The organism is Acidovorax sp. GW823-FHT02H02 (assembly GCF_058797075.1).
Genome location: NZ_JBXAJH010000016.1, coordinates 12,911 through 38,624, shown reverse-complemented (window position 1 = coordinate 38,624; position 25,714 = coordinate 12,911). Strand labels below are relative to the sequence as shown.

General features: G+C 67.5%; 18 protein-coding genes. 7 read left to right on the top strand and 11 right to left on the bottom strand.

The features are described 5' to 3' along the window. Positions 1–38 precede the first annotated feature (38 nt). From AC1RDS_RS16415 to smc, 9 genes are all read right to left on the bottom strand, one after another. Entirely contained in the window at positions 39–521 is a 483-nt protein-coding gene (locus AC1RDS_RS16415) for a hypothetical protein (RefSeq protein WP_348683777.1), read from the bottom strand. Between the two features lie 161 nt (positions 522–682). Further along, the gene (locus AC1RDS_RS16410; RefSeq protein WP_092698432.1) at positions 683–1,156 is read right to left on the bottom strand and encodes a Spy/CpxP family protein refolding chaperone; all 474 of its coding nucleotides are present in this window, start codon (positions 1,154–1,156) and stop codon (positions 683–685) included. Beyond that, positions 1,153–1,617 carry an anti-sigma factor family protein gene (locus AC1RDS_RS16405; RefSeq protein ID WP_287880382.1) on the bottom strand — a complete coding sequence of 155 codons (465 nt, stop codon included), beginning with the start codon at positions 1,615–1,617 and terminating at the stop codon, positions 1,153–1,155. The genes AC1RDS_RS16410 and AC1RDS_RS16405 overlap by 4 nt, the downstream gene beginning before the upstream one ends. Positions 1,618–1,631: 14 nt before the next feature. Beyond that, on the bottom strand, positions 1,632–2,186 hold the full coding sequence (locus AC1RDS_RS16400; protein WP_092698527.1) for a sigma-70 family RNA polymerase sigma factor: 555 nt from the start codon (positions 2,184–2,186) through the stop codon (positions 1,632–1,634). Between the two features lie 132 nt (positions 2,187–2,318). Further along, on the bottom strand, positions 2,319–4,604 hold the full coding sequence (locus tag AC1RDS_RS16395) for a penicillin-binding protein 1A (RefSeq protein WP_092698436.1): 2,286 nt from the start codon (positions 4,602–4,604) through the stop codon (positions 2,319–2,321). A 64-nt stretch (positions 4,605–4,668) separates the two neighbouring features. Beyond that, complete coding sequence (locus tag AC1RDS_RS16390) at positions 4,669–5,628, bottom strand: patatin-like phospholipase family protein (protein ID WP_092698438.1); 960 nt, start codon at positions 5,626–5,628, stop codon at positions 4,669–4,671. Further along, the gene (gene ligA, locus AC1RDS_RS16385; RefSeq protein ID WP_287880386.1) at positions 5,628–7,730 is read right to left on the bottom strand and encodes an NAD-dependent DNA ligase LigA; all 2,103 of its coding nucleotides are present in this window, start codon (positions 7,728–7,730) and stop codon (positions 5,628–5,630) included. The genes AC1RDS_RS16390 and ligA overlap by 1 nt, the downstream gene beginning before the upstream one ends. Before the next feature lie 14 nt (positions 7,731–7,744). Next, entirely contained in the window at positions 7,745–8,860 is a 1,116-nt protein-coding gene (locus AC1RDS_RS16380) for a cell division protein FtsZ (RefSeq protein ID WP_348683774.1), read from the bottom strand. A 152-nt stretch (positions 8,861–9,012) separates the two neighbouring features. Beyond that, positions 9,013–12,537, bottom strand: a complete 3,525-nt coding sequence (gene smc / locus AC1RDS_RS16375) for a chromosome segregation protein SMC (protein WP_348683772.1) — start codon at positions 12,535–12,537, stop codon at positions 9,013–9,015. Between the two features lie 356 nt (positions 12,538–12,893). On the opposite strand from smc, the gene AC1RDS_RS16370 reads away from it, so the two are divergent. Further along, a complete protein-coding gene (locus AC1RDS_RS16370) occupies positions 12,894–13,556 on the top strand; it encodes a cistern family PEP-CTERM protein (protein ID WP_287880393.1) in 663 nt (220 codons plus the stop codon). A 529-nt stretch (positions 13,557–14,085) separates the two neighbouring features. On the opposite strand, the gene AC1RDS_RS16365 is transcribed toward AC1RDS_RS16370, so the two are convergent. Beyond that, a complete protein-coding gene (locus tag AC1RDS_RS16365; RefSeq protein WP_348683201.1) occupies positions 14,086–17,250 on the bottom strand; it encodes a bifunctional diguanylate cyclase/phosphodiesterase in 3,165 nt (1,054 codons plus the stop codon). Between the two features lie 239 nt (positions 17,251–17,489). Here AC1RDS_RS16365 and AC1RDS_RS16360 point away from each other — a divergent pair, with 239 nt between their 5' ends. From AC1RDS_RS16360 to AC1RDS_RS16335, 6 genes are all read left to right on the top strand, one after another. Beyond that, positions 17,490–18,878, top strand: a complete 1,389-nt coding sequence (locus AC1RDS_RS16360) for a sensor domain-containing protein (RefSeq protein ID WP_092698448.1) — start codon at positions 17,490–17,492, stop codon at positions 18,876–18,878. A gap of 101 nt (positions 18,879–18,979) precedes the next feature. Further along, positions 18,980–19,447, top strand: coding sequence for a CopD family protein (locus AC1RDS_RS16355; RefSeq protein WP_092698450.1), 468 nt, complete (start codon positions 18,980–18,982; stop codon positions 19,445–19,447). A gap of 180 nt (positions 19,448–19,627) precedes the next feature. After that, complete coding sequence (locus AC1RDS_RS16350) at positions 19,628–20,143, top strand: MarR family winged helix-turn-helix transcriptional regulator (protein WP_092698452.1); 516 nt, start codon at positions 19,628–19,630, stop codon at positions 20,141–20,143. Positions 20,144–20,177: 34 nt separating this feature from the next. Continuing rightward, positions 20,178–21,632 (top strand): efflux transporter outer membrane subunit, encoded by a 1,455-nt coding sequence (locus AC1RDS_RS16345; protein ID WP_348683204.1) that lies wholly within the window; start codon positions 20,178–20,180, stop codon positions 21,630–21,632. A gap of 185 nt (positions 21,633–21,817) precedes the next feature. Next, positions 21,818–23,113 carry an HlyD family secretion protein gene (locus tag AC1RDS_RS16340; RefSeq protein ID WP_348683206.1) on the top strand — a complete coding sequence of 432 codons (1,296 nt, stop codon included), beginning with the start codon at positions 21,818–21,820 and terminating at the stop codon, positions 23,111–23,113. A gap of 12 nt (positions 23,114–23,125) precedes the next feature. Next, positions 23,126–24,736 carry a DHA2 family efflux MFS transporter permease subunit gene (locus AC1RDS_RS16335; RefSeq protein WP_348683208.1) on the top strand — a complete coding sequence of 537 codons (1,611 nt, stop codon included), beginning with the start codon at positions 23,126–23,128 and terminating at the stop codon, positions 24,734–24,736. A 72-nt stretch (positions 24,737–24,808) separates the two neighbouring features. On the opposite strand, the gene AC1RDS_RS16330 is transcribed toward AC1RDS_RS16335, so the two are convergent. Beyond that, entirely contained in the window at positions 24,809–25,711 is a 903-nt protein-coding gene (locus tag AC1RDS_RS16330; RefSeq protein ID WP_348683210.1) for a LysR family transcriptional regulator, read from the bottom strand. Positions 25,712–25,714: the final 3 nt, after the last annotated feature.

The following is a 25,714-nucleotide window of genomic DNA, read 5'->3' as shown; positions in this document are numbered from 1 at the left end:
CGCCCCCGCACCGTGCGGCCCGGGGTTCGCTCGCGCACTCAGTGCGGCAGCGCGATGGCTTTCCAGCCGGAATGGTTGAAATGGCTGCCGTAGGTGTTGAGCGCCTGCGCCACCTTCACCACCCCCGCTGCGCGTGCCTGCTCGCCTTCCTTGCCCTGCGCGGCATCCACGCCGCCCAGAATCTCGCCGATCACGACGTGCAGCTGGGCATCGGCCTGGGGTTCGAGCTTGCAGTTTTCCACGATGAACGCCACCTGTTTGGAGACTTCCGCGCCAAAGGCATCGTAGTCGGCAGCCCGCGCCTTGCCCGCATGGGCCAGGGGCAGCGTGCGGTTCACGGCCTTGTGCATGGCGTTCATGCCCTGGCGCAGCGGGGCATCGATGTGCCATTTCTTGCCGGCATTGCGTTCGACTTTCTGAGGCGTGGCGGCGCCATGGTCATGGGCGGCCGGGCTGGCGGCCAGCGTGGCAACCGGCAGGATCAGGGCGGCGGCGAGCACAAGGTACAGAGGGGATTGCATGAGAAGACTCCGGTAGGTTGAACAAAAGGGCCGGCAATTGCCGGGCCTTGTTGCTTCAAACGATGGACGACCGCCAATGTTCCATCTGTTTTGCATCTTTTTTGATGCACTGCTGATGCACGGACTTTGGCGGCCCCCGCCCTGGCACCGCTAGGCTGCCCTCAATCGCGGTGCAGCAGCTCCTCTTCGGTGGATTCCTGGGCATAGCGGCTGAGCAGCAGGGCCATCAGGCGGGCACGCTGCCCGTCGTCGAGCAGCGCGCGCTCGGCCAGAAGCTGCACAATCACGCGCTGCTGCTGCGCATCCTGCAGGGCGGCAATGCGGGACTGCTCGGCGTCGATGGCGGCGCGCTGCGGCGGGTTGGCAAAAATATGCCGCACCAGTGCCTCGCGATGCCGGCGGATATCGGCCCAGTTGGCGGCCAGGTCGCTCAGGAAGGTGGGTTCGAGCTGCTGCCAGCGCTGGCGCTGCTCGGGGCTCAATTCCAGGTAATCTGGCAGATTCACGGCGCTTGGCCTGGCAGCGCCCGCCTGGGTGGGTGGCTGCAGCTGGTGCAGGGCCACGGCCACGACAATGCCGGCATTCAGGGCCAGCGACACGGCCAGCAGCCATGCCGGTACGCTGCGGCGGTTCATGGCATTCCTTTCGAGAGACGGCAGATTTCTGCGGCGGCGCACAGGCCGCCCGGCGGCACGGGGTCGAACACCCGCACCAGGCCGGCGCTGGTCACCATGGCCGCGCCGCCGCCCAGCAGCAGGCCGCCCAGCCAGATGCCCGAGGCCAGTGCCAGCCCGCCCGCCAGTCCGGCGGGCATCCAGCCCAGCCAGGCGGACCACGCGGACCACGCGGACCTCTGACGCGCTGGCCGCCGCCCCGGTGGCGGAGCGTGCAAGCGGTCGTTCAGTTGCGCCGCCAGGTCAAAACCCAGCCGGGGCGACGGCAAGGCGCGCAGGCTCTGGCCCAGCGCGGTGATTTCATCGAGCCGGTGCTGGCAAGCCGGGCAGCCCGCCAGGTGAAGGCTGAAGCGGGCGCGCTCGGCGGGGGCCATCATGTCGTCCGCATAGGCGGACAGGTCGGAGTGTCGTGGGCAGGTCATGGCAAGGTCTCCATTCAGCGCGGCATTTTTTCCAGCAGCCCGGCGCGCGCCCGTGCAATGCGCGACTTGACGGTGCCGGTGTTCAGGTCCAGCACGGTGGCGATGTCGTCGTACGACATTTCTTCGATCTCCCGCAGCAGCAGGATCTCGCGGTGTTCAGGGGGCAGCCGCGCCAGGGCCTTTTCCAGGGCCTGGTAGCGCTGCGCCGTCTCCAGCACAGCGTCGGGCGCCGGCGCGGGGTCGGGGTGGCTGGCGGCTTCGTCTTCGTCCCAGGGGACAAAGGCCACGCGCTTGCCGCGCCGCAGCCAGTCAAACGCCAGGTTGCGGGCGATGCGAAACAGCCAGGTGCTCAGCCGGGCGTCGGGCGTCCAGCGCGCCAGGGCCTGGTAGGCGTGCAGAAACGTTTCCTGTGTCAGCTCCAGTGCGTCGTCGGGCGAGCGCGTCAGCCGCACCAGAAAACGGTAAATACGGTCCTGAAAGCGGCCTACCAGTTCCGAAAACGCCGCGCGGTCGCCGCGCTGCGCTTGCGCGGCGCATGCTTCGTCATCGAGGTGGCTGCAGATTCCCATGGTGAACGGATGCTTCAACGCACGGGCGGCCGGAATGTTCCAGGTATTTTGGATGCAGGGTTCGCCGGGGTCTGCATGGCATCACCATGCATGAACGCGGGCAGGCGGTCAACCGCCCGCAAGCCCGGCAGGTCAGGCGCCCCCAGGCTCCTCGACGCGCACGGGCGGCAACGATGGCGCATCGTCGGTGGTCACCGGTGGCAGGCGGCGCGGCGCGGGCGCGGGGGACGGCTGGGCAGATGGCGCAGGCGGTGCGGGTGGATCGCTGCGGAACAGGCCCCGGATCCAGTCGCGCATGCTGTCCAGCGAACGGTCCAGCGACGGTGCGGTGTCGAACTCGTCCACGAACCGGTCCCGGCCATGGACCACGTTGGCGCGCAGCGCCTGCTGCATGAATTCACCCACCATGGGCAGCGCGCTGCGGGCGCCCTGCCCCCAGTAGTCGCTGCGCAGCGTGATGCGCCCGTCATTGAAGCCGGCCCAGGCGCCCGCCACCACGCGGCTGTGCATGAGGATGAACCAGCCGTCGGTGTTGTCCTGCGTGGTGCCGGTCTTGCCCGCCACGTCGGCCTGGATGCCGTAGCGCGTGCGGATGGCCGTTGCCGTGCCTCGGTCCACGGCGCCGCGCAGGGTGTTGCGCAGGGTTTGCGCGGCGCGGGCGTCAAACACCGCCTCGGGCGTGGGCGGGGCAAAGGCCTCCAGCAGCTTGCCATGGCGGTCTTCGATGCGCGTGATGAGCACCGGCTCCACATAGCGCCCCAGGTTCGCGATGGAGCTGTAGGCCGTCACCATCTCCTTGAGCGTGACCGGGCTGGTGCCCAGTGCGAGCGACGGCACCTCTTCGAGCGGCGACTGGCGCACGCCCAGGGCGCGTGCCACCTCGGCCACGCGGGCCGGCCCCACCTGCTGCATGACCTGCGCGGTGATGGTGTTGCGGGAATACGCTAGGCCGTCGCCCAGCGTCATGGGCTGGTCGCTGGGCGGGCGGCCATCGGTGGGGCGCCACACGCGGCCGCCACCCAGGGGGATTTCCACGGCCTCATCCATCAGCGTGTCGTCGGGCGAAGCGCCGTTGGCAAACGCCGCGCCATACACAAAGGGCTTGAAGGTGGAGCCGGGCTGGCGCCGCGCCGCCTGCACATGGTCGAACGGGTCTTGCGCAAAATCGCGGCTGCCCACCCAGGCCAGAACATGGCCGGTGACCGGGTCCTGCGCCAGAAAGCCCGCCTGCACGCGCGTTTTTTCGGTACGCAGCTTGGCCATGAAGGCACTGTCGGCCAGCAGCTCCTTGAGCGCGTCCTCGGGCGCTTCGCCCTTGTCGATGGCGCTGCGGTATTCGGCGCTTTCGCGCACCAGCGTCTGCACCAGCGCGCTGTGCGGCCCCCAGCCGTCGCGCCGCGCCCAGGCGGCGTCGGCCACGCCCTGCAACTGGCGCCCCTGGCGTGCCACCGCCTGGTTGGCATAGGCCTGCAGGCGCGAGTCGATGGTGGTGCGGATCACCAGGCCGTCGGAGTACAGGCTGTAGCCCTTGCTGTCGGCCCAGGCGATGAGCTGTTTGCGCAAGTGCATCGCAAAGTGCGGTGCCGGGCCCATGACCTCGGTCTGGCGCTCGAAGTTGACCCTCAGCGGGCGCTTTTGCAGCGGCTCCAGTTGCTTGGCATCCAGCTTGCCGCGTTTGACCATCTGCGACAGCACGGTGTTGCGCCGGTCCCTGGCACGCTCGGGGTTGAGCACCGGGTTGTAGTAGGCCGTGCCCTTGAGCATGCCGATCAGCGTGGCGCTCTCCAGCACATTGAGCTGGTCGGCCGACTTGTCGAAATAGGTGCGCGCGGCCATTTCGATGCCGTAGGCGTTGTACAGGAACGGCACGGTGTTCAGATAGGTCTCCAGGATCTCGTCCTTGGTGTACGAGGCCTCGATCTTGAGCGCGGTGATCGCCTCCTTGAGCTTGCGCGTGAGCGTGCGCGAGCGGCCGATTTCCTCGGGGAACAGGTTGCGTGCCAGCTGCTGCGTGATGGTGGAGCCGCCCTGCGGATCGCCGCGCAGCGTCAGCAGCACCGACGATGCCGTGCGCCGCCAGTCCAGTCCGAAGTGCTCGTAAAAGCGGTGGTCTTCGGTGGCGATGAGGGCCTTCACCACGTTGGGCGAAATCTGGTTCAGCTCCACCCATTCGCGGTTGGCCCAGCGGTATTCGGCCAGCAGCTTGCCATCGGCCGACAGGAGCTGCGCAGGCAGCTCGCTCTTGGCCTTGCGGATGTCGCTGATGCCGGGCGTGAACGGCACCAGCACCAGCGCATACAGCAGCAGGGCCAGCGGCAAGGCGGCCAGCAGCCAGGACAGGCTGTGCAGCGACAGCAGCCGCTCGGGCCGGCGCAGCAGCCGCGCGAACGCGGCGCGCAGGGAAGTCAGGGAAACCATGAAAATCCGAATAAAAAGTGCCTCAGGCGCTTATAGTCAAAGCGCCTGCAGCGATGAAAAAACGTCATGCCATGAAACGCCGCAGCTGCGGCAGTGCAGCCCGGGCGGCGCGGCGGCCTTCCGCTATGGCTTCGGCGGCACGGTGAAAGTCCAGCAGCCCCAGATGCGCCAGCGCGGGCGCCACCACCACCTCGGGCGGGTCGCCCGCCATGCGGCTGCGGGTGATGCGCATCTGCATGATGTTGACGCTGGTCATCACCACGTCCAGCATCGAAGGCACGCGCGGCACGGGCACCGCCACAGCGTCACCAGATCCTGGCCCCCAGAACTTCAGGCGGCGCATCCAGTCGCCATTGCGCGCAGGTTCGGGCTCGGGCACTGCAGGGTCGGTGCCAACCGCCTCCGGTGCATCGGCCTGCGGCTCACGTACAACGGCCAGGGGGTGCATGTTGCGATGCAGGATGTCGCTGTTCAGGTCCACCGCGATCACGATGTCCGCCCCCATGGCGCGCGCGAGCGAAGCGGGCACGGGGTTGACCAGGCCGCCGTCCACCAGCAGCCGCCCGTCGTCCTGCACCACCGGCGTGAACAGGCCCGGCAGCGCGATGGAAGCGCGCACCGCATCGGCAATCGAGCCATGGCGCAGCCAGACCTCGGCACCCGAATGCAGATCGGTGGCCACGGCGCCAAAGGGCATGGGCGAGGCCTCGATGTCGAAATCCGCGAAATTGCGGCGCCAGAAGGCAATCAGCTTCTCGCCCTTGAGCATGCCGCCCGACAGATTGAAATCCATGAAGCCGAACACGTCGCGCATGCCCAGGCCCTGCACCCAGTCGGAAAAGCGCTCCAGCTCACCCGCCGCATGGGCCGCGCCCACCAGCGCGCCGATGGACGAGCCGCACACGATGTCGGGCCGCACGCCTTCTTCGGCCAGTGCCTGCAGCACGCCGATGTGCGCCCAGCCGCGCGCCGAGCCGCTGCCCAGCGCCAGGCCCAGGCGGGGTGCGCGCCGCGCCAGTGCCATCAGCCCGCGCCCTCGGCCGCCGCGCCCGCCTGCAGCAGCGCCAGCATGCCGGCCTCGTCGAGCACGGGCACGCCCAGCTCCTGGGCCTTGGCCAGCTTGCTGCCGGCCTCTTCGCCGGCCACCACGTAGCTGGTCTTCTTGCTGACCGAGCCGGCCACCTTGGCGCCAGCAGCTTCGAGCAGGTCCTTGGCGGCATCGCGGCTCAGCGTGGGCAAGGTGCCCGTCAGCACCACGGTCTTGCCGGCAAGAATCTGCGGTGCGCGCTCGGCAGGGGCACCTTCGGGCCAGGTCACGCCGCTGGCGCGCAGTTGTTCGACCACCTCGCGGTTGTGCGGCTGCTGGAAGAAAGTGTGCAGGCTCTGTGCCACCACAGGACCCACGTCGTTCACCTGCAGCAGCTGCTCGACGCTGGCATCCATGATGGCGTCGAGCGTGCCAAAGTGCCGCGCCAGGTCCTTGGCCGTGGCCTCGCCCACATGGCGCAGTCCCAGGCCGAACAGAAAACGCGGCAGCGTGGTCTGCTTGGATTTTTCGAGCGCGGCCAGCACGTTCCGGGCCGATTTGTCGGCCATGCGCTCCAGCGCAATCAGAGAGGTGAGGCCCAGCCGGTACAGATCGGGCAGCGTGCGGATCACGTTGGCATCCACCAGCTGGTCCACCAGCTTGTCGCCCAGGCCCTCGATGTCCATGGCGCGGCGCGCGGCAAAGTGCAGGATGGCCTCCTTGCGCTGCGCGGCGCAGAACAGGCCGCCCGTGCAGCGGTGGTTGGCCTCGCCCTTTTCGCGCACCACGTCGCTGCCGCACACGGGGCAGGCCTTGGGCATTTGGAAGTTGGGCACGTAGCCGGTGCGGTTGCCGGGCATCACGCCCACCACTTCGGGGATCACATCGCCCGCGCGGCGCACGATGACGGTGTCGCCCACGCGCACGCCCTTCTTGCGGATCTCGAACAGGTTGTGCAGCGTGGCATTGGTCACGGTGACGCCGCCCACGAACACCGGCGCCAGCCGCGCCACGGGTGTGATCTTGCCGGTACGGCCCACCTGCACGTCGATGGCTTCGACCTTGGTGGCCATCTCCTGCGCAGGGTACTTGTGCGCCACGGCCCAGCGCGGCTCGCGCGTCTTGAAGCCCAGGTCGCGCTGCAGCTGCAGCGAATTCACCTTGTAGACCACGCCGTCGATGTCGTAGGGCAGCGCGTCACGGCTGGCGCCCACCTGCTGGTGGAATGCGACCAATTCCGCAGCACCCAGCGCAATTTGCACCTGCGCTGCGACCGGAAAACCCCAGGATTTCAGGGTCTGCAGCATCTCGTAATGGGTGCGAAACACGGGCCCGCCATCGCCGGGCGGCGTGATCGCGCCCAGGCCATAGGCAAAAAAGCTCAGCGGGCGCTGGGCCGTGATGCCCGAATCGAGCTGGCGCACCGCACCCGCTGCCGCATTGCGCGGGTTGACGAAGGTCTTGCCGCCCTGCTCGCGCTGGCGCTCGTTGAGCGCGTCGAAGTCGGCGCGGCGCATGTAGACCTCGCCGCGCACTTCGAGCAGCGGGGGCACACCGCCGGGCAGAGTCAAAGGGATTTGGCGAATGGTGCGGATGTTGTGCGTGACATCTTCACCCACCTCGCCATCGCCGCGCGTGGCGGCCTGCACCAGGCGGCCGTGTTCGTAGCGCAGGCTCATGGCCAGGCCGTCGAACTTGGGCTCGGCCACGTATTCGATGGCGGGGTCGGCATCCGACAGGCCCAGTTCGCGGCGCACACGGGCGTCAAAAGCCTGCGCACCCGTGGCCTCGGTGTCGGTCTCGGTATGGATGCTGAGCATGGGCACCGCGTGGCGCACGGGCACCAGGCCGTCCATCACCGCGCCAATCACGCGCTGCGTGGGCGAATCGGGGGTGACAAGGTCGGGGTGCGCGGCTTCGAGCGCCTGCAGCTCGCGGTACACGCGGTCGTATTCGGCGTCGGGCACGGTGGGCGCGTCCAGCACGTAGTACTGGTGTGCCCAGTGGTTGAGCTGGTCGCGCAACGCCTTGATTCTGATGGCTGGCTGCGCTGGATCCACGGGCGCTGGGGTCGAAAACAGGTCCAAATTCTCGGTCATGACCGCACCAGCGCTCAACTGAAGAGACGCCGTGCCAGCACTGACCCGGCCGACAGATCGCGGCCATCCAACTGGTCGTACAGCAGCTCCAGGTCGGCGGCAATCGGGTCCATGGCCATGGCGGGCAGCGGCTGGCCGTTCTGGTCGCAGAGCACGCCGTCCATGGCCTGGCACAGGGCGGCGGCCACCTCGCGCAGGCGGGCAAAGGGCTGTTCGCTGCGGTGCACCTGGGCCACGTCCAGGCTCAGCATGAGGTCGCGGATGGCGGATTGCTCGGGGTCGTCGGCCAACGCGGCCTGCGTGTCGTAGCCCAGCGTGAGCACGGGTGGCAAGCCCTGGATGCCGGCCGGCAGCACCAGGCGGCCGGGCATGGCGCCGGCCACAAAGCCCAGGCGGGCGGCGTTCTGCTGCACATAACCGGGGCTCCAGGCGGCCTGGCGGGCGCGCAGCACGAACATGAGCTGGGCGTCGTGGTCGCTGGCGAACTGGTCCAGCTCGCGGGCGCGGGCCACTTCCTGCAGCATGTCCGGGAAGTCGGGGGCGGCGTTGATGGCATCAGCGAAGGCCTGGGCCTTGACCACGAATTCTGAAAACTCGATCTCGTTGAGCGCGCCCGTGCGGTTGGCCAGTTGCACGCCGGCCTGGAAGCTCTGGTAGCGCTGGCCGGGCGCGGGGGTTTCCCACTGCTGCGTGGCCTCATTGAGGCCTTCGATGGCAAAGGGCTTGCTGCCCGCGCGGCGCGTGGGCGGCAGCGCGGCCAGCGCCGCATCGCCCGACACGGATTGCTCGGGCTGCAGCGTGGCGATGATGTCGATCAGCGGGTCCAGCCCCGGGCGGCGCTCGTGCAGCAGGGGCGGCACCGGCAGCTCCATGGCATCGCTGGCATCCACCGTGTGGCTGGCAGGATCGGGGCCGCGGTCCAGGCCATGGAACGCGCCGCCATCCACCGGCGCGGCCGCATCGGCATCGAATGCGGGCTCCTGGCGCAGCACCGGCTCGGCCGTGCGCTCGGGCTCTTGCGGCAAGGCGCGCTTGGGCGCATTGCGCCGCGAGGTCCAGGCGTTGTAGGCCACGATCAGGGCCAGCACCAGACCGCCAATGATGGCCAGACTCAGTTGCAATGTGCTCATAGAAAATATTTTCGGCTATCCGTTGCGCTGCGCACACCCAGCTGCGCATGAAACTGGCGCAGCCCATGCCAGGGACGCCGAACAAGGCCCGCCCCGCAGTGAGGGCGTCGTCACCCTGGAGGGGCAAGGCGCGAAGCGACACAGGGGGTGCTTCATACATTCGCCATGGAGAGGGCGCTTTCCATGTCCACGGCCACGATGCGCGAGACGCCCTGCTCCTGCATGGTCACGCCGATCAGTTGCTCGGCCATTTCCATGGCGATCTTGTTGTGGCTGATGAACAGGAACTGGGTCTCGCGGCTCATGCTGGAGACCAGCTTGGCATAGCGTTCGGTGTTGGCGTCGTCCAGCGGCGCATCCACCTCGTCCAGCAGGCAGAACGGCGCGGGGTTGAGCTGGAAGATGGCAAACACCAGCGCAATCGCCGTCAGGGCCTTCTCGCCGCCCGACAGCAGGTGGATGGTCTGGTTCTTCTTGCCGGGTGGCTGCGCCATCACCTGCACGCCCGAATCGAGGATTTCGTCGCCGGTGATGATGAGCTTGGCCTGGCCGCCGCCGAACAGCTCGGGGAACATGCGGCCAAAGTGCGCATTCACGGTGTCGAAGGTGCCCGAGAGCAGCTGGCGCGTTTCGCCGTCGATCTTGCGGATTGCGTCTTCGAGCGTGTTCATGGCCTCGGTGAGGTCGGCCGTCTGCGCATCCAGGAACACCTTGCGTTCGCTGGCGAGTTTCAGCTCGTCGAGTGCCGCGAGGTTCACCGCGCCCAGGGCGGCGATCTCGCGGTGCAGGCGGTCGATTTCTCCTTGCAGGCCGCCCACGCGCACATTGCCGTCGGTGATCGACTGGGCCACGGCCTCCAGGTCGGCCTGGGCGTCCTGCAGCAGGGTGGTGTACTGCTCCAGGCCCAGGCGCGCTGCCTGTTCCTTGAGCTGGAATTCGGTGATGCGGGCGCGCAGCGGGTCGAGCGCGCGCTCCAGCTGCATGCGGCGCTCGTCGCTGGCGCGCAGCTTGGCCGTGAGGTCGTCGTATTCGCTGCGCTGGGCTGAGAGGGCTTTTTCGCGCTCCATCTTCATGTCGAGCGCCTGCTGCAGGCCGCCCTGAGCGGCGGCGTCGGACAGGCGGGCCAGCTCATCGCGCGCGCGCTGCTGCTCGTCGGCCAGGGCTGTGGCCTGCTGGGTCGCGGTTTCGATGGAACGGGACAGTTCGCCCCGGCGTGCCTCCACCGTGCGCTGCGAGAACGTGGCTTCTTGCGCCTGGCGCTCCAGCGTGCGCTGCTGCTCGCGGCAGGCGGTGAGCTTGCGCTCGGCCTCGATCACGCGGTCGCCCAGTTGCGCCTCGCGTTCCTGGCTGTCGGCCAGCTGCATGTCGAGTTCTTCAAAGCGCGCTTCGGCGGACACGCGGCGCTCCTGCAGGTCGGCCAGCTGAGCCTCGACCTCGGCCAGGTCACCGTCGATCTGCTGGCTGCGTGCGCGGGTCTGCTCGGCCAGTTGGGTCAGGCGCAGGGTTTCGACCTGCAGTTCGTGGGCGCGGCTCTGGGTTTCGGTGGCTTCGCGGCGGGCCGCCACCAGTCGCTGCGAGGCGTCGGCATACGCCGCCTCGGCGCGGACCAGGGCGGTGCGCGACTCCTCGGCGATCAATGCCTGGGCGCGCAGCTCCTTTTCAAGGTGCTCGATCTCCTGCGCGCGGGCCAGCATGCCGGATTGCTCGGAGTCCTGCGCGTAAAAGCTCACGCTGTGGGCGCTGACCGCATGGCCGGTGGGCACGAACACCATTTCGCCGGGTTGCAGCGTGGTGCGGCGGCTTAGGGCTTCGTCCAGCGTGGGGGCCGTGTAACAGCCCTGCAGCCAGTCGGTGAGCACGGCGCGCAGGCCCGCGTCGTTCAGGCGCAGCAGATCGGACAGGCGGGCGTGGGGTGAGGATGTCTCGGGGTGTCCCGCAGCGGGGGCGCTGTAGAAGGCCAGGCGCGCGGGCGGCGCGTCGTTGCCGCCGGAGCCCAGAAAACCGCGCACCATGTCCAGGCGCCCGACTTCCAGCGCGCCCAGGCGCTCGCGCAGCGCGGCTTCCAGCGCGTTTTCCCAGCCGGGTTCGATGTGGATGCGGCTCCACAGGCCTTGCAGGCCATCGAGCCCGTGCTTGGCGAGCCAGGGGCGCAGCTTGCCGTCGGTTTTGATCTTTTCCTGCAGCGCCTTGAGCGCCTCCATGCGCGCGGACAGGTCGGCCTGGCGGGCACTTTCGGTGTTCACGGCCTGCTGGCGCGCACGGCGGTCGTCGTCGAGCTGGGGCACGGACTCCTGCAGCTCGTGCAGGCGGGCCTCGGTGGTTTCGGCGATCTCCTGCGCTTCTTCGAGCTGTTCGCGCAGGTGGATCAGGCGGGCTTCGTCGGGCGCTGCCAGCGCATTGCGATCGGTGCGCAGGCGCTCGAAGCGGGCGTCGAGCTGGCGGCTTTGCTCGTCAAAGCTGCGCTGCTCGGCGGCCAGCACGCCAATCTGCTGCTGTACCTGCACCACGCTGCTGCGCTGCTCGGCCGTGCGGCTCTGGGCCTGGCGCAGGGCTTCTTCCAGGTCGGGCAGCTGCATGGCCTGCTCTTCGACCTGGGCGGCCAGCAGCTCGGCGCGTTCTTCGGCATCCACGCCGGCACCGGCGAGGTTTTCAAGCTCGATGTCGGCCTCTTCCTTGCGGGTTTGCCACTGGGCGACCTGCTCGGCCAGGGTGACGAGGCGCTGCTCCACGCGCTGGCGGCCTTCGACCACGTAGCGGATCTCGGCTTCGAGCTTGCCCACCTCGGCCGTGGCCTCGTACAACTTGCCCTGGGCCTGGTTGACCTGGTCGCCAGCGGCGTAATGCGCCTGGCGGATGGTTTCGAGGTCGGACTCCACGGCACGCAGGTCGGCCATGCGCGATTCGAGGTCGTTCACGGCCTGCAGGCCATCGAGGCGCACCTTGGTCTGGTCGGCTTCGGCGTCGGCACGCTTGAGGAACCACAGCTGGTGCTGCTTGAGCGTGGCATCGGCCTGCAGCGCGTTGTATCTGGCGGCCACCTCGGCCTGCTTTTCGAGCTTTTCGAGGTTGGCGTTGAGCTCGCGCAGGATGTCTTCGACCCGCGTGAGGTTTTCGCGCGTGTCGTGCAGGCGGTTCTCGGTCTCGCGGCGGCGCTCCTTGTATTTGGAGACGCCAGCGGCCTCTTCCAGGAACAGGCGCAGTTCCTCGGGGCGGCTTTCGATGATGCGGCTGATGGTGCCCTGGCCGATGATGGCGTAGGCGCGCGGCCCCAGGCCCGTGCCCAGGAACACGTCCTGCACGTCGCGGCGGCGCACGGGCTGGTTGTTGAGGTAATAGCTGCTGGTGCCGTCGCGCGTGAGCACGCGGCGCACGGCCACCTCGCCGTACTGGCCCCATTGGCCGCCCGCACGGTGGTCGGAGTTGTCGAACACCAGCTCGACGCTGGCGCGGCTGGCCTGCTTGCGCGTGGTGGTGCCGGAAAAGATCACGTCCTGCATGGACTCGCCACGCAACTCGCTGGCCTTGCTTTCACCCAGCACCCAGCGCACCGCATCCATGATGTTGGACTTGCCGCAGCCGTTCGGCCCCACCACGCCCACCAGCTGACCGGGCAGCATGAAATTGGTGGGTTCAGCGAACGACTTGAAGCCGGAGAGTTTGATGGAATTGAGACGCACGAATCACCTGTAACACCGTACCGCTGACAAAGCGCCAGGGCCGGTCGGCAGCCGCCGCCGGGCGCGCTGGCGTGCCGGGCGGTTCGAGGGGTGAATGTTAACTGAGGTGGTTGGCGTTGCCGCACTGTGGGGACAGGGTCATTGCCTGCGCAGACTGGGAATGCAGAGCAGCCCCGCGCGCCTGCCCATGGGCCCATGGGCTATCCAGCCCCTGTTTGTCGATTTTTTTTACACTTCATCCGATGACTTGTCAGATTGGGATACCAAGTGTTTGATTTTGTTGTCTATTTTCAATCTGGCACACATCATGCTTTCTGGAGGTGCGTCACTGCAAGCAAATCCAAAGGATGTCCTCCATGAAACTCCAGAAATTTCTTCACACCGTTGCCCTTTGCGGGGGATTGATGGGAATGGGCAGCAGCCATGCTGCGGCCATGATCTTCGACAGCGTGGCCGATACGGGTTCGATTCTGTATTCAGCGACCCAAGATGGCGCCACGCTTTCCGCAACGGTGAAATTCACGCTCAACTCTTTGACAGCAGCGCAAGCAATCTTTGACGTGGAGGTCTTGAACAACTCCTTCGGTCCGGGGACCAACCGGCTGATGTCGTTTGGCATCGACATCGTCAGCCCCACATTGAATTTCGCGTCGGCCAACGGAGGTTGGGATGCCACACGCAACACCAACTTCCCGTCTTTTCAAACCGTAGACCTTTGCATTTGGGACGGCAGCAGCTGTTCCGGCGGTGGTAACCAGGGCGTTGGTGAGGGGCAGAAGGATATCTTTGCGCTGACACTGGGAACCGCCGGAAACTTCCTCACGAATGGGGTTTCATTCACCAGCCCTTATGCCGCCAAGTTTCAAGACGCTGGAACCCAGGGCAGCTCCATTGAACTCGCCGGCTGCATCGTGGGTACGGCCCATTGCGATCCCACCCAAGTTCCCGAGCCGGCCTCGATCGCACTGATGGGTTTGGGCCTGCTGGGCGCCGCACTGGCCCGCCGCCGCAAGGCTTGAACGCACGGCGATGCCCGGGAATAGGCCGGATATCTTGCCTGCTCCCGTAAAAAAGCGCTCACCGAGCGCTTTTTTCATGGGCGCTTCCTGCCCGCGGGCCAATGACCGGTTCTCCATACCCTGTCAGGGCGGACTCACGAGCAAACCGGTCCTGTTTTTAAAGCGCCAATTCGGTCCTGGCGCTTAGAGCCTGATCACGATCTCGCAGGGGATCGCGTTGGAGCGCAATCGGGATGAGTGGATGCTTCGGGTGCGCCGCATGGGCTCGTGCCCATGCAAGCAGCCGGGGCGGCCTTGTCGCCCGATTTCGCTCCAACCCATCGGGCAGTGGTCTTTGCGGGCGGTCTGCGGCGTTGCGGCGCTTGTGGATAGCCGGGCTATCCACTGCACACCGCGCCTTGCATCCCATCCCGCAAAGACCGCTGCGCGACCCCTGGGAGATCGTGAACAGGCTCTTATAGAGAAAGCGCTGACAGCCATCAATTCTGATGAAAGCAGGATGAGAGCGGAGCAACGGATGCTGCTTCGCCTACGTCTGCGGCAGGTCCGGGCCATTGGTGTGCAGCACCAGCGCCTCGAACTCGGCCGCGGGCAGTGGTGGACTCAGCAAAAAGCCCTGCCAGGCGTGGCAATGGTTGCGGGCCAGGAACTCGCGCTGCGCTTCGGTCTCCACGCCCTCGGCGATCACGCGCAGGCCCAGGCTGGTGGCCAGCGCCACCACGGTGCGGGCGATGGCCGCGTCGTTGGGGTCGGTGAGCACGTCGCGCACAAAGCTCTGGTCGATCTTGAGCTGGTCGAGCGGCAGACGCTTGAGGTAAGCCAGCGACGAATAGCCGGTGCCAAAGTCGTCCAGCGAAAAACCCACGCCATAGGCCCTGAGCTGGCCCATTTTCTCGATGGTGTCTTCCACATCGTCGAGCAGCAGGCCTTCGGTCAGCTCCAGCTTGAGGAGATGCCCCTCGGCGCCCGTGCCGGCCAGCGCCGCCAGCACCTGCGGCACGAAATCGGCCTGATGGAACTGCCGTGGGCTTACATTGACGGCCAGAGACAGCGGAGCCAGACCCGGTTGCGCCGCCCACAATGCCAGCCGCTCGCAGGCGGTCTTGAGCACCCATTCGCCCAGCGGCAGGATCAGGCCCGACTCCTCGGCCAGCGGAATGAACTGGGCGGGCGAGATGAAACCGCCCTGCGGGTGGCGCCAGCGCAGCAGCGCCTCGGCACCGGTGATGCGGCCCTGCTCGGTCTGCGCCTGGTAATACAGCTCGAACTGGCCCTGGGCCAGACCGGCACGCAGGTCCTGCTCCATGGCCGCCCTTGCGCTCACGGCGGCCTGCATCTGCGGGTCGTAGAACCGCAGGGTGTCGCGACCCGCCGATTTGGCCTGGTACATGGCCAGGTCCGCCCGCTTGAGCAACTCGTACACGGTTTCGCGCATGCCGCTGAAAATGGTGATTCCCATGCTCAGCGAGCTATGGTGGACCTCACCGTGCAACGGGTAGGGCGCGCGCAGCGCCGCCAGAATTTTCTGGCCCGTTTCTTCGCTGCGCGCCGCCGCCTCTTCGGGGTTGCTGCCCAGGTCTTCCAGCACCACCACGAATTCATCGCCGCCCTGGCGCGCCACCGTATCGTCCTCGTGCACGCAGCCGAGCAGCCGCTGGGCCACCTGCTGCAGCAGCATGTCGCCGCGCTCGTGGCCCTGGGTTTCGTTGAGGGTCTTGAAATTGTCCAGGTCCAGCAGCAGCAGGGCACCACTGCGCCGGTGCCTGGCGCTGGCCGCCAGCGCCTGCTGCAGCCGATCCCTGAGCAGGCGGCGATTGGGCAGGCGCGTGAGCGGATCGTAAAAAGCGAGGTAGCGGATTTCCTCTTCGTCGGCCTTGCGCTGGCTGAGATCCACCAGGGTGAACAGGTGGCCACCGTCCACCATGGCACCGGCAATTTCCACGGTGCGCTGCTGGCCATCCTTGCAATGGATGGTGTACTCACCGGCGGCAATGGTGCCGTCGCCGGCAATCGCCTGGGTGCGCGCCGCAGTCCATTCGGCGCGGGCGCGCTCGCGGGATTGCCCGTCGGGGTACACCGCGGGCCACCAGTCCTGGCCCGTGGGCACGTCGTCCTCGGTGTAGCCGCAGATCTGCACGAACTGATCGTTGCGAAACACCATGCGCCCGTCCTGCTGCACCAGGCACACGCCCACGGGCAGCCGCTGCAGGATGCTGCGCAGGCGCAACTCGCTTTTGCGCAGGTGCTCTTCCATCTGCTTGCGCGCGGTGATGTCCTGCACCACGGCAATGTGAAAGCCAGGCTGCGCCCCGGGAGCCCACATGGGCGACACCGTCAGGTCCACCCACACGGCGTGGCCGTCGCGGTGGAAATAGCGCGTTTCCATGTGGTATTCGGAGATCTCGCCCGCTTTCAGGCGCTCCAGCAGGGCCAGATCCTCGGCCAGCTCGGCGGGGTGGCTGATGGTCTGAAAATCCATCCGGACCATCTGCTCCACCGAGTAACCCAGGATATCGCCGTATTTCTGGTTGACGCGAACGAACTGCCCGGTCTGCGTATCGACCTGCGCCATGCCCACGGCCGCCTGCCTGAATACGGCGCGAAAGCGCTCTTCGCTCTGGCGCCGGGCGTCGTCCGACACCCGCGCCCGCGCCAGGGCCAGCGTGCGCTGCCGGCCCAGCAATGCCACCAGCGCTGCCAGCAGCACGGAAACCAGCGTCCCCGCCAGACCGGCCAGCAGCGGCAGACGCCGCTCGGACGGTGAGAGAAAGTCCTGGGTCGGCACAAAACCCAGGCGCCAGCGGCGATCGTGCACCTGCATATCCACCGTATGCAGCTGCACCGAGGCCGGCGCAGCATCCGTCAGTGCCAGCAGGGGAAGCTCCTTCTCGCCCTGGGCATTCGCCGCACCGGCATGCACCGGGCCACGATCGGTGATCGAGACGGCAATGCCTTGCAGGTAGCCCAGCGTGCGCAATCCGCCCACCAGGTCGTGGAGGCGGATGGTGGACGCCACAGCACCCAGAAAAACCGGTTTCTCGCCCGGCCCCGCGGGGCCAAAGACCGGCACCCGCAGGACCACGGCAGTGCGATGCTCCTGCTCCTGCGGCAGATCGAACGGCGCCGAGATCACCGTGTTGCCGGTTTCGCGGCTGTAGCGCATGGCCGCCAGGTTGGCGGGCTGGGCACTGATGTCCATACCCAGCAGACCCTTGCCATCTTCCTCGGGCCACACATACTCCAGCACAAAATACTCGGGGCGCTCGCCCGCGGGGTGGATGGCAAAGTCGGCCAGCCCCTGCGGCCGCACCGAAGTATCGGAGCGCACGCGGGCTTCGAATGCAGGGCGCTGGGCGGCTGTGACGTAGCGCATAAAGGTCAGATTGCGTACCCCAGGGTAACGCTGACTCACATCCAGTTCGCGGGTGACGCGCTCGAACTCTGCATGGCTGAGCAGCGGGTTGACCATGAACAGTCCGCGCAGACCGTTGACGATTTCGGTGTTCGCCGCCATGCGCTGCGTCAGCGCACTGGAAAACTCCCGCACTTCATACAGGAAGCGGGCTTCGGAAATCGTGGCCACCGACCGCGCCTGTTGCTGCGCCAGCCAGAAGGTCGTCACCAGTCCCAGCACAGCCACCGCCGCGCCCAGCAGCCAGTGCCGGTGGCGGGTGAGGTGTGGCATGAATGTCATCGGCAATGGGGAATATTCAAAACGGACCGCGAAGGAACGCCAGGGATGGAGCCCCAGAGAATAGCGGCAATTCAGGGCCGGCCCCTGGACGCTGTGGGAAGCGACACGCAGCGCTGTTGGCTCAGCCTGCTGGATATGCCCCGCCGACCCATTCCAAAGGCACAATGGACCATCACCCGCTCCGCCAAGCGCCCTATGCCCGCGTTCACACCGGCCTGCCGGATTTTCCTTCTGCTGCGATGACGGCCCTGATCCCCCCGAACATGGTCGACCTGCTGCTCGACGCTGTCTGCATCGTCGATGCACAGGGCCGCTTTGTGTATGTCAGCCCCTCGTTCGAGCGCATTTTTGGCTATACACCCGAAGAGGCGGTGGGGCGACCCATGATTGAAATGGTGTACAGCGAAGACCGCGAGCGCACCCTGCGCGCCGCACAAAACATCATGGCGGGGACTCTGCAGCTGCATTTCGAGAACCGTTATGTGCGCAAGGACGGGCACATCGCCCATATCCGCTGGACAGCGCGCTGGGTAGAAGACCAGCAGGTCCGGCTGGCGGTGGCGCACGACATCACCGAGCGCAAGCACACCGAATCGCTGCAGGCCGCCATCTATTCCATATCCGAGGCGGCACAGGGCGCAGAAGACCTGGATACGCTGTTTGCAAAAATCCACCACATCATCGGCACGCTGCTGCCCGCCTCCAATTTTTCCGTCGCGCTGCACGACCGCCTGCCCGACACGATCAGCTTTCCCTACCATGTCGATGAGCGCCACCCGGCCCCCACGCCGAGCCCGCTGGATGCCGACGCACTGTGCTCCCACGTCATCCGCAAGGGGCAGACCCTGCTGCTAACCCCCGACAGCCTCCCACCCACGGCGCCGCCCATGGCATCCGCTCCCAGGCCGCTGTACTGGCTGGGTGTGCCATTGCAAACACCGGCGGGCGTGCTGGGGGCGCTGGTGCTGCAGGGCTATTCCGAGGAGGCGCGTTACTCCGAGCGGGACAAGGAACTGCTGCAATTCGTCTCCACCCAGGTGGCGTCCGCCATTGAGCGCACGCAGATGCGCAAGCGGCTGCAGCACATGGCGCAGTACGACCAGCTCACCCATCTGCCCAACCGGCAGCTGTTTCTGGATCGCCTGAAAACCGCGCTGCCCCGGGCCCAGCGCGAGCAGACGCTGCTGTCGCTGCTGTTCATTGACCTGGACCGCTTCAAGCAGGTGAACGACAGCCTGGGCCACTCGATGGGGGATTTGCTGCTGCAGCGCGTGGCCCAGCGGCTGCTGGAATGCGTGCGCGCCTCGGACACCGTGGCGCGCCTGGGCGGCGACGAGTTTGTCGTGCTGCTCGAAAGCAGCGACTCGGCCGAGCATGCCGCAGCGGTGGCAGAAAAAATACTGGCCACCTTCATCCAGCCCTTTGATCTGCACGGGCACCAGGTGACGATGCGGCCCAGCATCGGCGTTGCCATGCACCCGGACCATGGCAGCGAAGAAAGCCTGCTGCTCAGCCATGCCGATGCAGCGATGTACCGGTCCAAGAACAGCGGCGGCAACCAGGTGTGCGTGGCCGGCGCTACCGGCATGGCACTGCAGTTCCTGCCGCGGCCAGGCGCACCGCACTGACACCGCGGGAACCCCATTCGTACAAGACACAAGGGCATCCCACCGCCGCGCGCCCGCAGTCCCTGCAGCCTTTTTCTTCCACACTTCAAGAGCCCCGCACCATGCTTTACGCCAGCCTGAAACTGATCCACCTCCTGTCCATCATCGTCTGGATCGGCGGCATGGTCTTTGCCCATTTTTTCCTGCGCCCCGCAGCCCAGGCGCTGGAGCCTGCCGCGCGCGTGCAGCTCATGCACCAGGTGCTGCAGCGCTTTTTTGCCGCCGTGCTGGTGGCCGTGGTGCTGGTGCTGGCCAGCGGCTTGTGGATGATCGGCCAGTCGGCGCGCGAGGCCGCGCAATCGGATGGCCGCTTTGCCATGCCCATGGCCTGGACGGTGATGGCCACGCTCGGGCTGGTGATGGTGGCCATCTTCGGCCACATCCGGCTCATCCTGTTCAAGCGCCTGCAGCGCGCCGTGGCAGCGTCCGACTGGCCCGCCGGCGGCAAGGCGCTGGCCGGCATCCGCACCTGGGTGGGCGTCAACCTGGTGCTGGGAGTTCTGACCGTGGTGGTGGCGCTGCTGGGGTAGGCCAGAGGTTTCACGCCGCCATCGCCCATACGGCGTCGCTGGTTCGGCGGTCTGGCTGCGCGGACCACGACCGCCATCCCCTCCCCTGAGCCAAGTCGCAGGCTGCGTAATAACCCTGACGGGATATCTGAATTTAATAATTGCCAAGACAATGATTGTCTAGTCAATTACATTCACGGCATGTCTGATTTGCCCGATAAGCTTGGCCTCCAGGGCTTCTACCAACCCGACCACATGCAGCCCGCCGACAGCGTGGGCTACCTGATGCGCAAGGTGACATCGTCCATCCGCACGCAAGCAGATGGCCAGCTCGCCTGCCACGACCTGACCTATGCACAGTGGCTGCCGCTGTACAAGATGAGGCTCTGCGAAAACGCCACGCTGGCCAGCATGGCGCGTGATCTGGAGACCGACCCGGCCTCCATGACGCGCACGCTGGACCGGCTGGAAGCCAAGGGGCTGGTGCGGCGCGAGCGCTCCACCGCCGACCGCCGCGTGGTGCACCTCACGCTCACCGATGAAGGCCAGGTGGTGGCCGCCAAGGTGCCGCGCGTGCTGGCCGATGTGCTCAACGGCCACCTGGTCGGCTTCACCCATGATGAATGGCAGTTGCTGCTGAATATGCTGCGCCGCATGCTGGCCAATGGCGATGCACTGCGGCAGCAGATCCCACCGCCCGACACGGCGGCCGGCTAAGCCAAGTCCTCCACACTCTTCGAACGCACCCTCCATGCACCGTTCTGTCTTTTCGCGATGGGCTGGCGCGCCAGGCCACCCCGCCCCCCTGGCCATTGCGCTGGCCTGTGCGCTTTTCATCACCGGATGTGCCAGCCCGGGCGCATTGCATACACCGCTGACCCAGACCACGCCCGCTGCGCTGGGCCTGTCCGACTCGCCCCCGGCAACGCAGACGGCAGCCCCGGCGCGATGGTGGACGGCACTGGGGGATGAACAGCTCGACACCTTGGTTGACCAGGCCCTGCAAGGCAGCCCCAGCCTGGCCGTCAGCCGCGCCCGGCTGGAGCAGGCCGTGGCCCTGAGCCAGGTGCGCGAGGCCGCCAATGGCCCGCAGGCCACCCTGGGCGTGGACGCCACGCGCCAGCGCTATTCCGCCAACGGCCTGGTGCCCGCCCCCATTGCCGGCAACACCTACAACAGTGGCACGGTGCAGGCATCGCTGAGCTGGTCGCCCGACTTTTTTGGCCAGCACGCGGCCGAACTGCAGGCCGCGCTGGGCCAGGCCCGCGCCGCCCAGGCCGATGCCGCCGCCGCCGCCAACACCCTGGCCACCCAGGTAGGCCGCAGCTATGTGGCGCTGGCCCGGCTGGTGGCGCAGCGCGACGTGGCTGCGCGGGCGCTGGAACAGCGCGAGGAGCAACGCAAGCTGACGCAAGAGCGCACCGCCGCCGGCCTGGACAGCCAGGTCGAACTCACCCAGGCCCAGGCCGCCGTGCCCGACGCGCGCACGCAGATCGAGGCGCTGGATGAACAGATCATCCTGGCCCGCCGCCAGTTGGCCGTGCTCACCGGCCAGGCGCCCGGTGCGCTGCCCACCCTCGCTCCCCGGCTCACTGCGCTGCAACCCATCGCCGTGCCCGAGGTGCTGGGCGCCGACCTGCTGGGCCGCCGCCCCGACGTGGTGGCGGCCCGCTGGCGCGTGGAAGTGGCCACCCAGGGCGTGAACAGTGCGCGCAGCGAGTTCTATCCCAACATCAACATTGGCGCTTTCATCGGCCTGAACGCGCTGGGGCTCGACCAGCTTTTCAGCGCCGGCTCGCGCCAGATGGGCGTGACACCCGCCCTGCGCCTGCCGATTTTTGATGGCGGCCGCCTGCGCGCCCAGCTCGGTGGCCGCCAGGCCGAGCTGGATGCCGCCATCGCCCAATACAACGGCGCCGTGCTCGATGCGGTCAAGGAAGCGGGCGACGCCATGGCCTCCATTCAGTCGCTGACCCGCCAGCAAACGCTGCAGGGCGACGCCATGGTCAGCGCCGAGAAGGCCTACCGCTTTGCGCAAGAGCGCTACCGCGCAGGCCTGGGCAACTACCTGGTGGTGCTCAGCACCGAAAGCCAGGTGCTGGCCCAACGCCGCCTGGCCGTGGACCTGCGCGCCCGCCAGCTCGATACGCGCCTGGTGCTGATGAAGGCCCTGGGCGGCGGCTGGACCGACGACACGGCACTATGAGACACCCCCTGAGCCGCTTCGCGTCTTCCCCCTCTCTCGCTTCTCGGGAGGGGAACGCACCCAGCGGCCTGGCAAAGCCAGTTCCACGGGTGCACTGGCCTGGGCCGCGCCAATGGCGTACGTAGCAGGCAATGACCGGCCCCATCAAAAACCACACAACAACACAGTCCTGAAAGATCACCGCCATGAGCGCCCCCCTTACCTCCCACGAAGCCAGCACCGCCCGCCGCCGTGGCCTGACCGTGATTGCCGCCGCGGTGGCCATTGCGGCGCTGGGCTGGGGCGGCTGGCACTGGTTCAACGCACGCCACGCAGAGACCACCGACAACGCCTACGTGGCCGGCAACGTGGTCCAGATCACGCCCCAGGTGGGCGGCACGGTGGTGTCGATTGGTGCGGACGACACCGACTATGTGCGCGCTGGCCAGCTGCTGGTCCAGCTCGACCCGGCAGATGCCCGCGTGGCGCTGGACCAGGCCGAGGCCCAGCTGGCGCAAACCGTGCGCGAGGTGCGCACGCTGTATGCCAACAATTCCACCCTCCAGGCCCAGGTGAGCCTGCGCCAGGCGGACCTGGCGCGCGCCCAGGCCGATGCCACCCGCCTGCAGGACGACGTGAACCGCCGCGCCCCGCTGATGGCCAGCGGCGCCGTGGGCAAGGAAGAATTCCAGCACGCCAGCGCCCAGCTCACCGCCGCCAAAAGCACCGTGGCCGCGGCCCAGTCGGCCGTGCTGGCGGCGCAAGAGCAACTGGCTGCCAGCCAGACGCAGACCGAAGGCACCACGATCGAGCAGCACCCCAACGTGCTGCGCGCCGCGGCCCGCGTGCGCGAGGCCTATCTGGCCGTGCAGCGCGCCCAGCTGGTGGCCCCGCTCGACGGCCATGTGGCCAAGCGCGGCGTGCAGGTGGGCCAGCGCGTGCAGGCCGGCGCTCCGCTGATGACCTTGGTGGCGCTGAACGACCTGTGGGTGGATGCCAATTTCAAGGAAAGCCAGCTCAAGAACCTGCGCATCGGCCAGCCGGCCGAGCTGGTGGCCGATGTGTACGGCACCAGGGTCACCTACCATGGCAGCATTGCCGGCCTGGGCGCAGGCACGGGCTCGGCCTTTGCGCTGCTGCCGGCACAGAACGCCACCGGCAACTGGATCAAGGTGGTGCAGCGGGTGCCCGTGCGCATTGCGCTGGACCCCAGGGAAGTGGCCGAGCACGCACTGCGCGTGGGCCTGTCGATGGAGGTGAAAGTGGACACGGCCGACCAGAGCGGCAAGGCCCTGGCCGACACCCAGCGCACCGCGCCCGTGGCCGCCACCACGGTGTTTGACGAACAGCTCCAGGCCGCGGATGCCGATGTGGCACGCATCATCGCCGCCAACCTGGGCCGCAAGGCGCAGGCAGGCCCTGCGCCCACCGCACGCAAGTCCACCGCGCCCACCGCTGCCACGCTGGCCGCCGCGCCCCTGCGTGCCGCCACCGTGCAGTAAGCCAAGGCCTGCATGACTGCCGCCAATCCCACCGCCGGTCCGGCCCAGCCGCCTGCGCCTGCCACCCCGGCTGCGCCCGCAGCGCACCCGCCGCTGCAAGGCACCGCCCTGCTGCTGGGCACGCTGTCGCTGTCGCTGGCCACGTTCATGAACGTGCTGGACTCGTCCATCGCCAACGTCTCCATCCCCGCCATCGCCGGTGACCTGGGCGTGAGCCCCGGCCAGGGCACCTGGGTCATCACCAGCTTTGGCGTGGCCAACGCCATCTCGGTGCCGCTGACCGGCTGGCTCACGCAGCGCTTTGGCGCCGTGCGCCTTTTCACCATGAGCGTGCTGCTGTTTGTGCTGACCTCGTGGCTGTGCGGCTTTGCCTCGTCGCTCGAAATGCTGGTGGTGTTCCGCGTGCTGCAAGGCCTGGTGGCCGGGCCCATGATTCCGCTGTCGCAAACCCTGCTGCTGGCCAGCTACCCGCGCGCGCTGGCGGGCACCGCCCTGGCCCTGTGGGGCGTGACCACGCTGGTCGCCCCCGTGGTGGGGCCGCTGCTGGGCGGCTGGATCACCGACAACATCTCGTGGCCGTGGATCTTCTACATCAACGTGCCCGTGGGCCTGCTGGCCGCCGCCCTGACCTGGGGCATCTACCAGAAGCGCGAAACGCCCACGCGCAAGCTGCCCATCGACACCGTGGGCCTGTCGCTGCTGGTGCTGTGGGTGGGGGCGCTGCAGCTCATGCTCGACAAGGGCAAGGAGCTGGACTGGTTTGCCTCCAGCGAAATCATCCTGATGGCCGTGGTGGCCATGGTGGCGTTTGCCGTGTTTCTGGTGTGGGAGCTGACCGACAAGCACCCGGTGGTGGACCTCAAGCTCTTCAAGGGCCGCAACTTCACCTTCGGCGTGCTGGCCCTGTCGGTGGCCTACGCGCTGTTCTTCGGCAACGTGGTGCTGCTGCCGCTGTGGCTGCAGCAGTGGATGGGCTACACCGCCACCTCGGCCGGCATGGCGCTGGCGCCGGTGGGTGTTTTCGCCATCCTGCTCACACCGCTGGTGGGCAAGAAGGTGGGCCAGTGGGACCCGCGCCGCATGGCCACAGGGGCGTTCATGGTGTTCAGCATGGTGCTGTGGCTGCGCTCGCAGTTCACGGTGCAGACCGACTTTGTGCACATCCTCATCCCCACGCTGCTGCAGGGCGCGGCCATGGCGTTCTTCTTCATTCCGCTCACCACGCTCACGCTGTCGGGCATTGCGCCAGAGCGCATTCCGGCTGCCGCGGGCCTGTCCAACTTCGTGCGCATCACCGCCGGGGCCATGGGCACCTCGATTGCCACCACGCTGTGGGAAAGCCGCGCCGCCATGCACCACGCGCACCTGACCGAGGGGCTGGTACAGGGCCAGGGCGTGTTTGCCGCCACACTGGACCAGCTCATGGCATCGGGCCTCACGCAGATGCAGGCGCTGGCGCAGATCAACCGGCTGATCGACCAGCAGGCCTTCACGCGCGCCGCCGACGACATCTTTCTGGGATCGGCCGGCCTGTTCCTGCTGCTGATCGGATTGATCTGGCTGACCAGGCGCCCCGCCCGCGTAGCGGCGGGAACCGCGGTGGATGCGGGTGGCGCGCATTGAATGCCTGTTGCCATAGTCAGTTTCAGCCAAAAGGCCTTGATTGTGCGTGCATCAAGCGCTGCGAGCTATTAATTAAATAGCATTCATTCCCGGCAAAAGCAGGCCCTGCTGCGCCGCCACCGCCTCGCGCAAAAACGCCCAGGTGGCCTGGATGCGCGCCACATGCTTGTTGTCGGCGGGCATGGACATCCAGAACGTGCGCTGGAACCGCGCCACACCGGGCAGCACCGGCACCAGCGCAGGGTCTTGCGCCGCCACAAACGCCGGCAGCACCGCCAGCCCCGCCCCGGCACGTGCGGCCTCGTACTGTGCCAGGATGCTGGTGCTGCGCAGCGCAAAGTGCGCGGGGCGGTGCAGTTCGTCCAGGATCTGCAGCTCCTTGCTGAACAGCAGGTCGTCCACGTAGCTGATGAAGGTGTGGCCGCGCAGGTCGTCAGCGGTGTGGATGGGCGCGTGCCGCTGCAGGTAGCTGGTCGCGCCATAGAGCTGCAGCACATAGTCGGTGAGCTTGACCACCAGCACCGCGCCGCGTGCCGGGCGCTCCAGCGAGATCACGATGTCGGCCTCGCGCCGCGACAGGTGCACCAGGCGCGGCAGGGCCAGCAGGTCCACCACCAGCCCCGGATGGCTCAGCGCAAAGCGCGCCAGCTGCGGCGCCAGGATCAGGTTGCCAAAGCCCTCGGTGGTGCCGATGCGCACCAGGCCGTGCAGGCCCTGGCGCACGCCGGGCGCGGCGTTTTCCACCGCCAGAAAGGCCGCCTCCATGGCCTCGACCTGGGGCAGCAGCGCGCGCCCGGCCTCGGTCAGCCGGTGGCCGCCGGCCTCGCGCGCAAACAGGGCCGAGCCCACCTGTTTTTCGAGCGCCTGCAGGCGGCGCGCCACCGTGGTGTGGTCCACCGCCAGGCGGCGCGCGGCGCCCACCAGCGTGCCGGCGCGGGCCAGTTCCAGAAAGTAGCGCAGGTTGTCCCAGTCCATGGC

Excerpts from the sequence above, each read along its gene's own strand:
- AC1RDS_RS16390 (WP_092698438.1), bottom strand. The coding sequence starts at position 5,628 with ATGGCACTGGCGCGGCGCGCACCCCGCCTGGGCCTGGCGCTGGGCAGC.
- ligA (WP_287880386.1), bottom strand. The coding sequence starts at position 7,730 with ATGACCGAGAATTTGGACCTGTTTTCGACCCCAGCGCCCGTGGATCCA.
- AC1RDS_RS16415 (WP_348683777.1), bottom strand. The coding sequence starts at position 521 with ATGCAATCCCCTCTGTACCTTGTGCTCGCCGCCGCCCTGATCCTGCCG.
- AC1RDS_RS16365 (WP_348683201.1), bottom strand. The coding sequence starts at position 17,250 with ATGACATTCATGCCACACCTCACCCGCCACCGGCACTGGCTGCTGGGC.
- AC1RDS_RS16335 (WP_348683208.1), top strand. The coding sequence starts at position 23,126 with ATGACTGCCGCCAATCCCACCGCCGGTCCGGCCCAGCCGCCTGCGCCT.
- AC1RDS_RS16395 (WP_092698436.1), bottom strand. The coding sequence starts at position 4,604 with ATGGTTTCCCTGACTTCCCTGCGCGCCGCGTTCGCGCGGCTGCTGCGC.
- AC1RDS_RS16410 (WP_092698432.1), bottom strand. The coding sequence starts at position 1,156 with ATGAACCGCCGCAGCGTACCGGCATGGCTGCTGGCCGTGTCGCTGGCC.
- AC1RDS_RS16355 (WP_092698450.1), top strand. The coding sequence starts at position 18,980 with ATGCTTTACGCCAGCCTGAAACTGATCCACCTCCTGTCCATCATCGTC.
- AC1RDS_RS16370 (WP_287880393.1), top strand. The coding sequence starts at position 12,894 with ATGAAACTCCAGAAATTTCTTCACACCGTTGCCCTTTGCGGGGGATTG.
- AC1RDS_RS16380 (WP_348683774.1), bottom strand. The coding sequence starts at position 8,860 with ATGAGCACATTGCAACTGAGTCTGGCCATCATTGGCGGTCTGGTGCTG.
- AC1RDS_RS16330 (WP_348683210.1), bottom strand. The coding sequence starts at position 25,711 with ATGGACTGGGACAACCTGCGCTACTTTCTGGAACTGGCCCGCGCCGGC.
- AC1RDS_RS16340 (WP_348683206.1), top strand. The coding sequence starts at position 21,818 with ATGAGCGCCCCCCTTACCTCCCACGAAGCCAGCACCGCCCGCCGCCGT.
- AC1RDS_RS16405 (WP_287880382.1), bottom strand. The coding sequence starts at position 1,617 with ATGACCTGCCCACGACACTCCGACCTGTCCGCCTATGCGGACGACATG.
- AC1RDS_RS16350 (WP_092698452.1), top strand. The coding sequence starts at position 19,628 with ATGTCTGATTTGCCCGATAAGCTTGGCCTCCAGGGCTTCTACCAACCC.
- AC1RDS_RS16360 (WP_092698448.1), top strand. The coding sequence starts at position 17,490 with ATGACGGCCCTGATCCCCCCGAACATGGTCGACCTGCTGCTCGACGCT.
- AC1RDS_RS16345 (WP_348683204.1), top strand. The coding sequence starts at position 20,178 with ATGCACCGTTCTGTCTTTTCGCGATGGGCTGGCGCGCCAGGCCACCCC.
- AC1RDS_RS16400 (WP_092698527.1), bottom strand. The coding sequence starts at position 2,186 with ATGGGAATCTGCAGCCACCTCGATGACGAAGCATGCGCCGCGCAAGCG.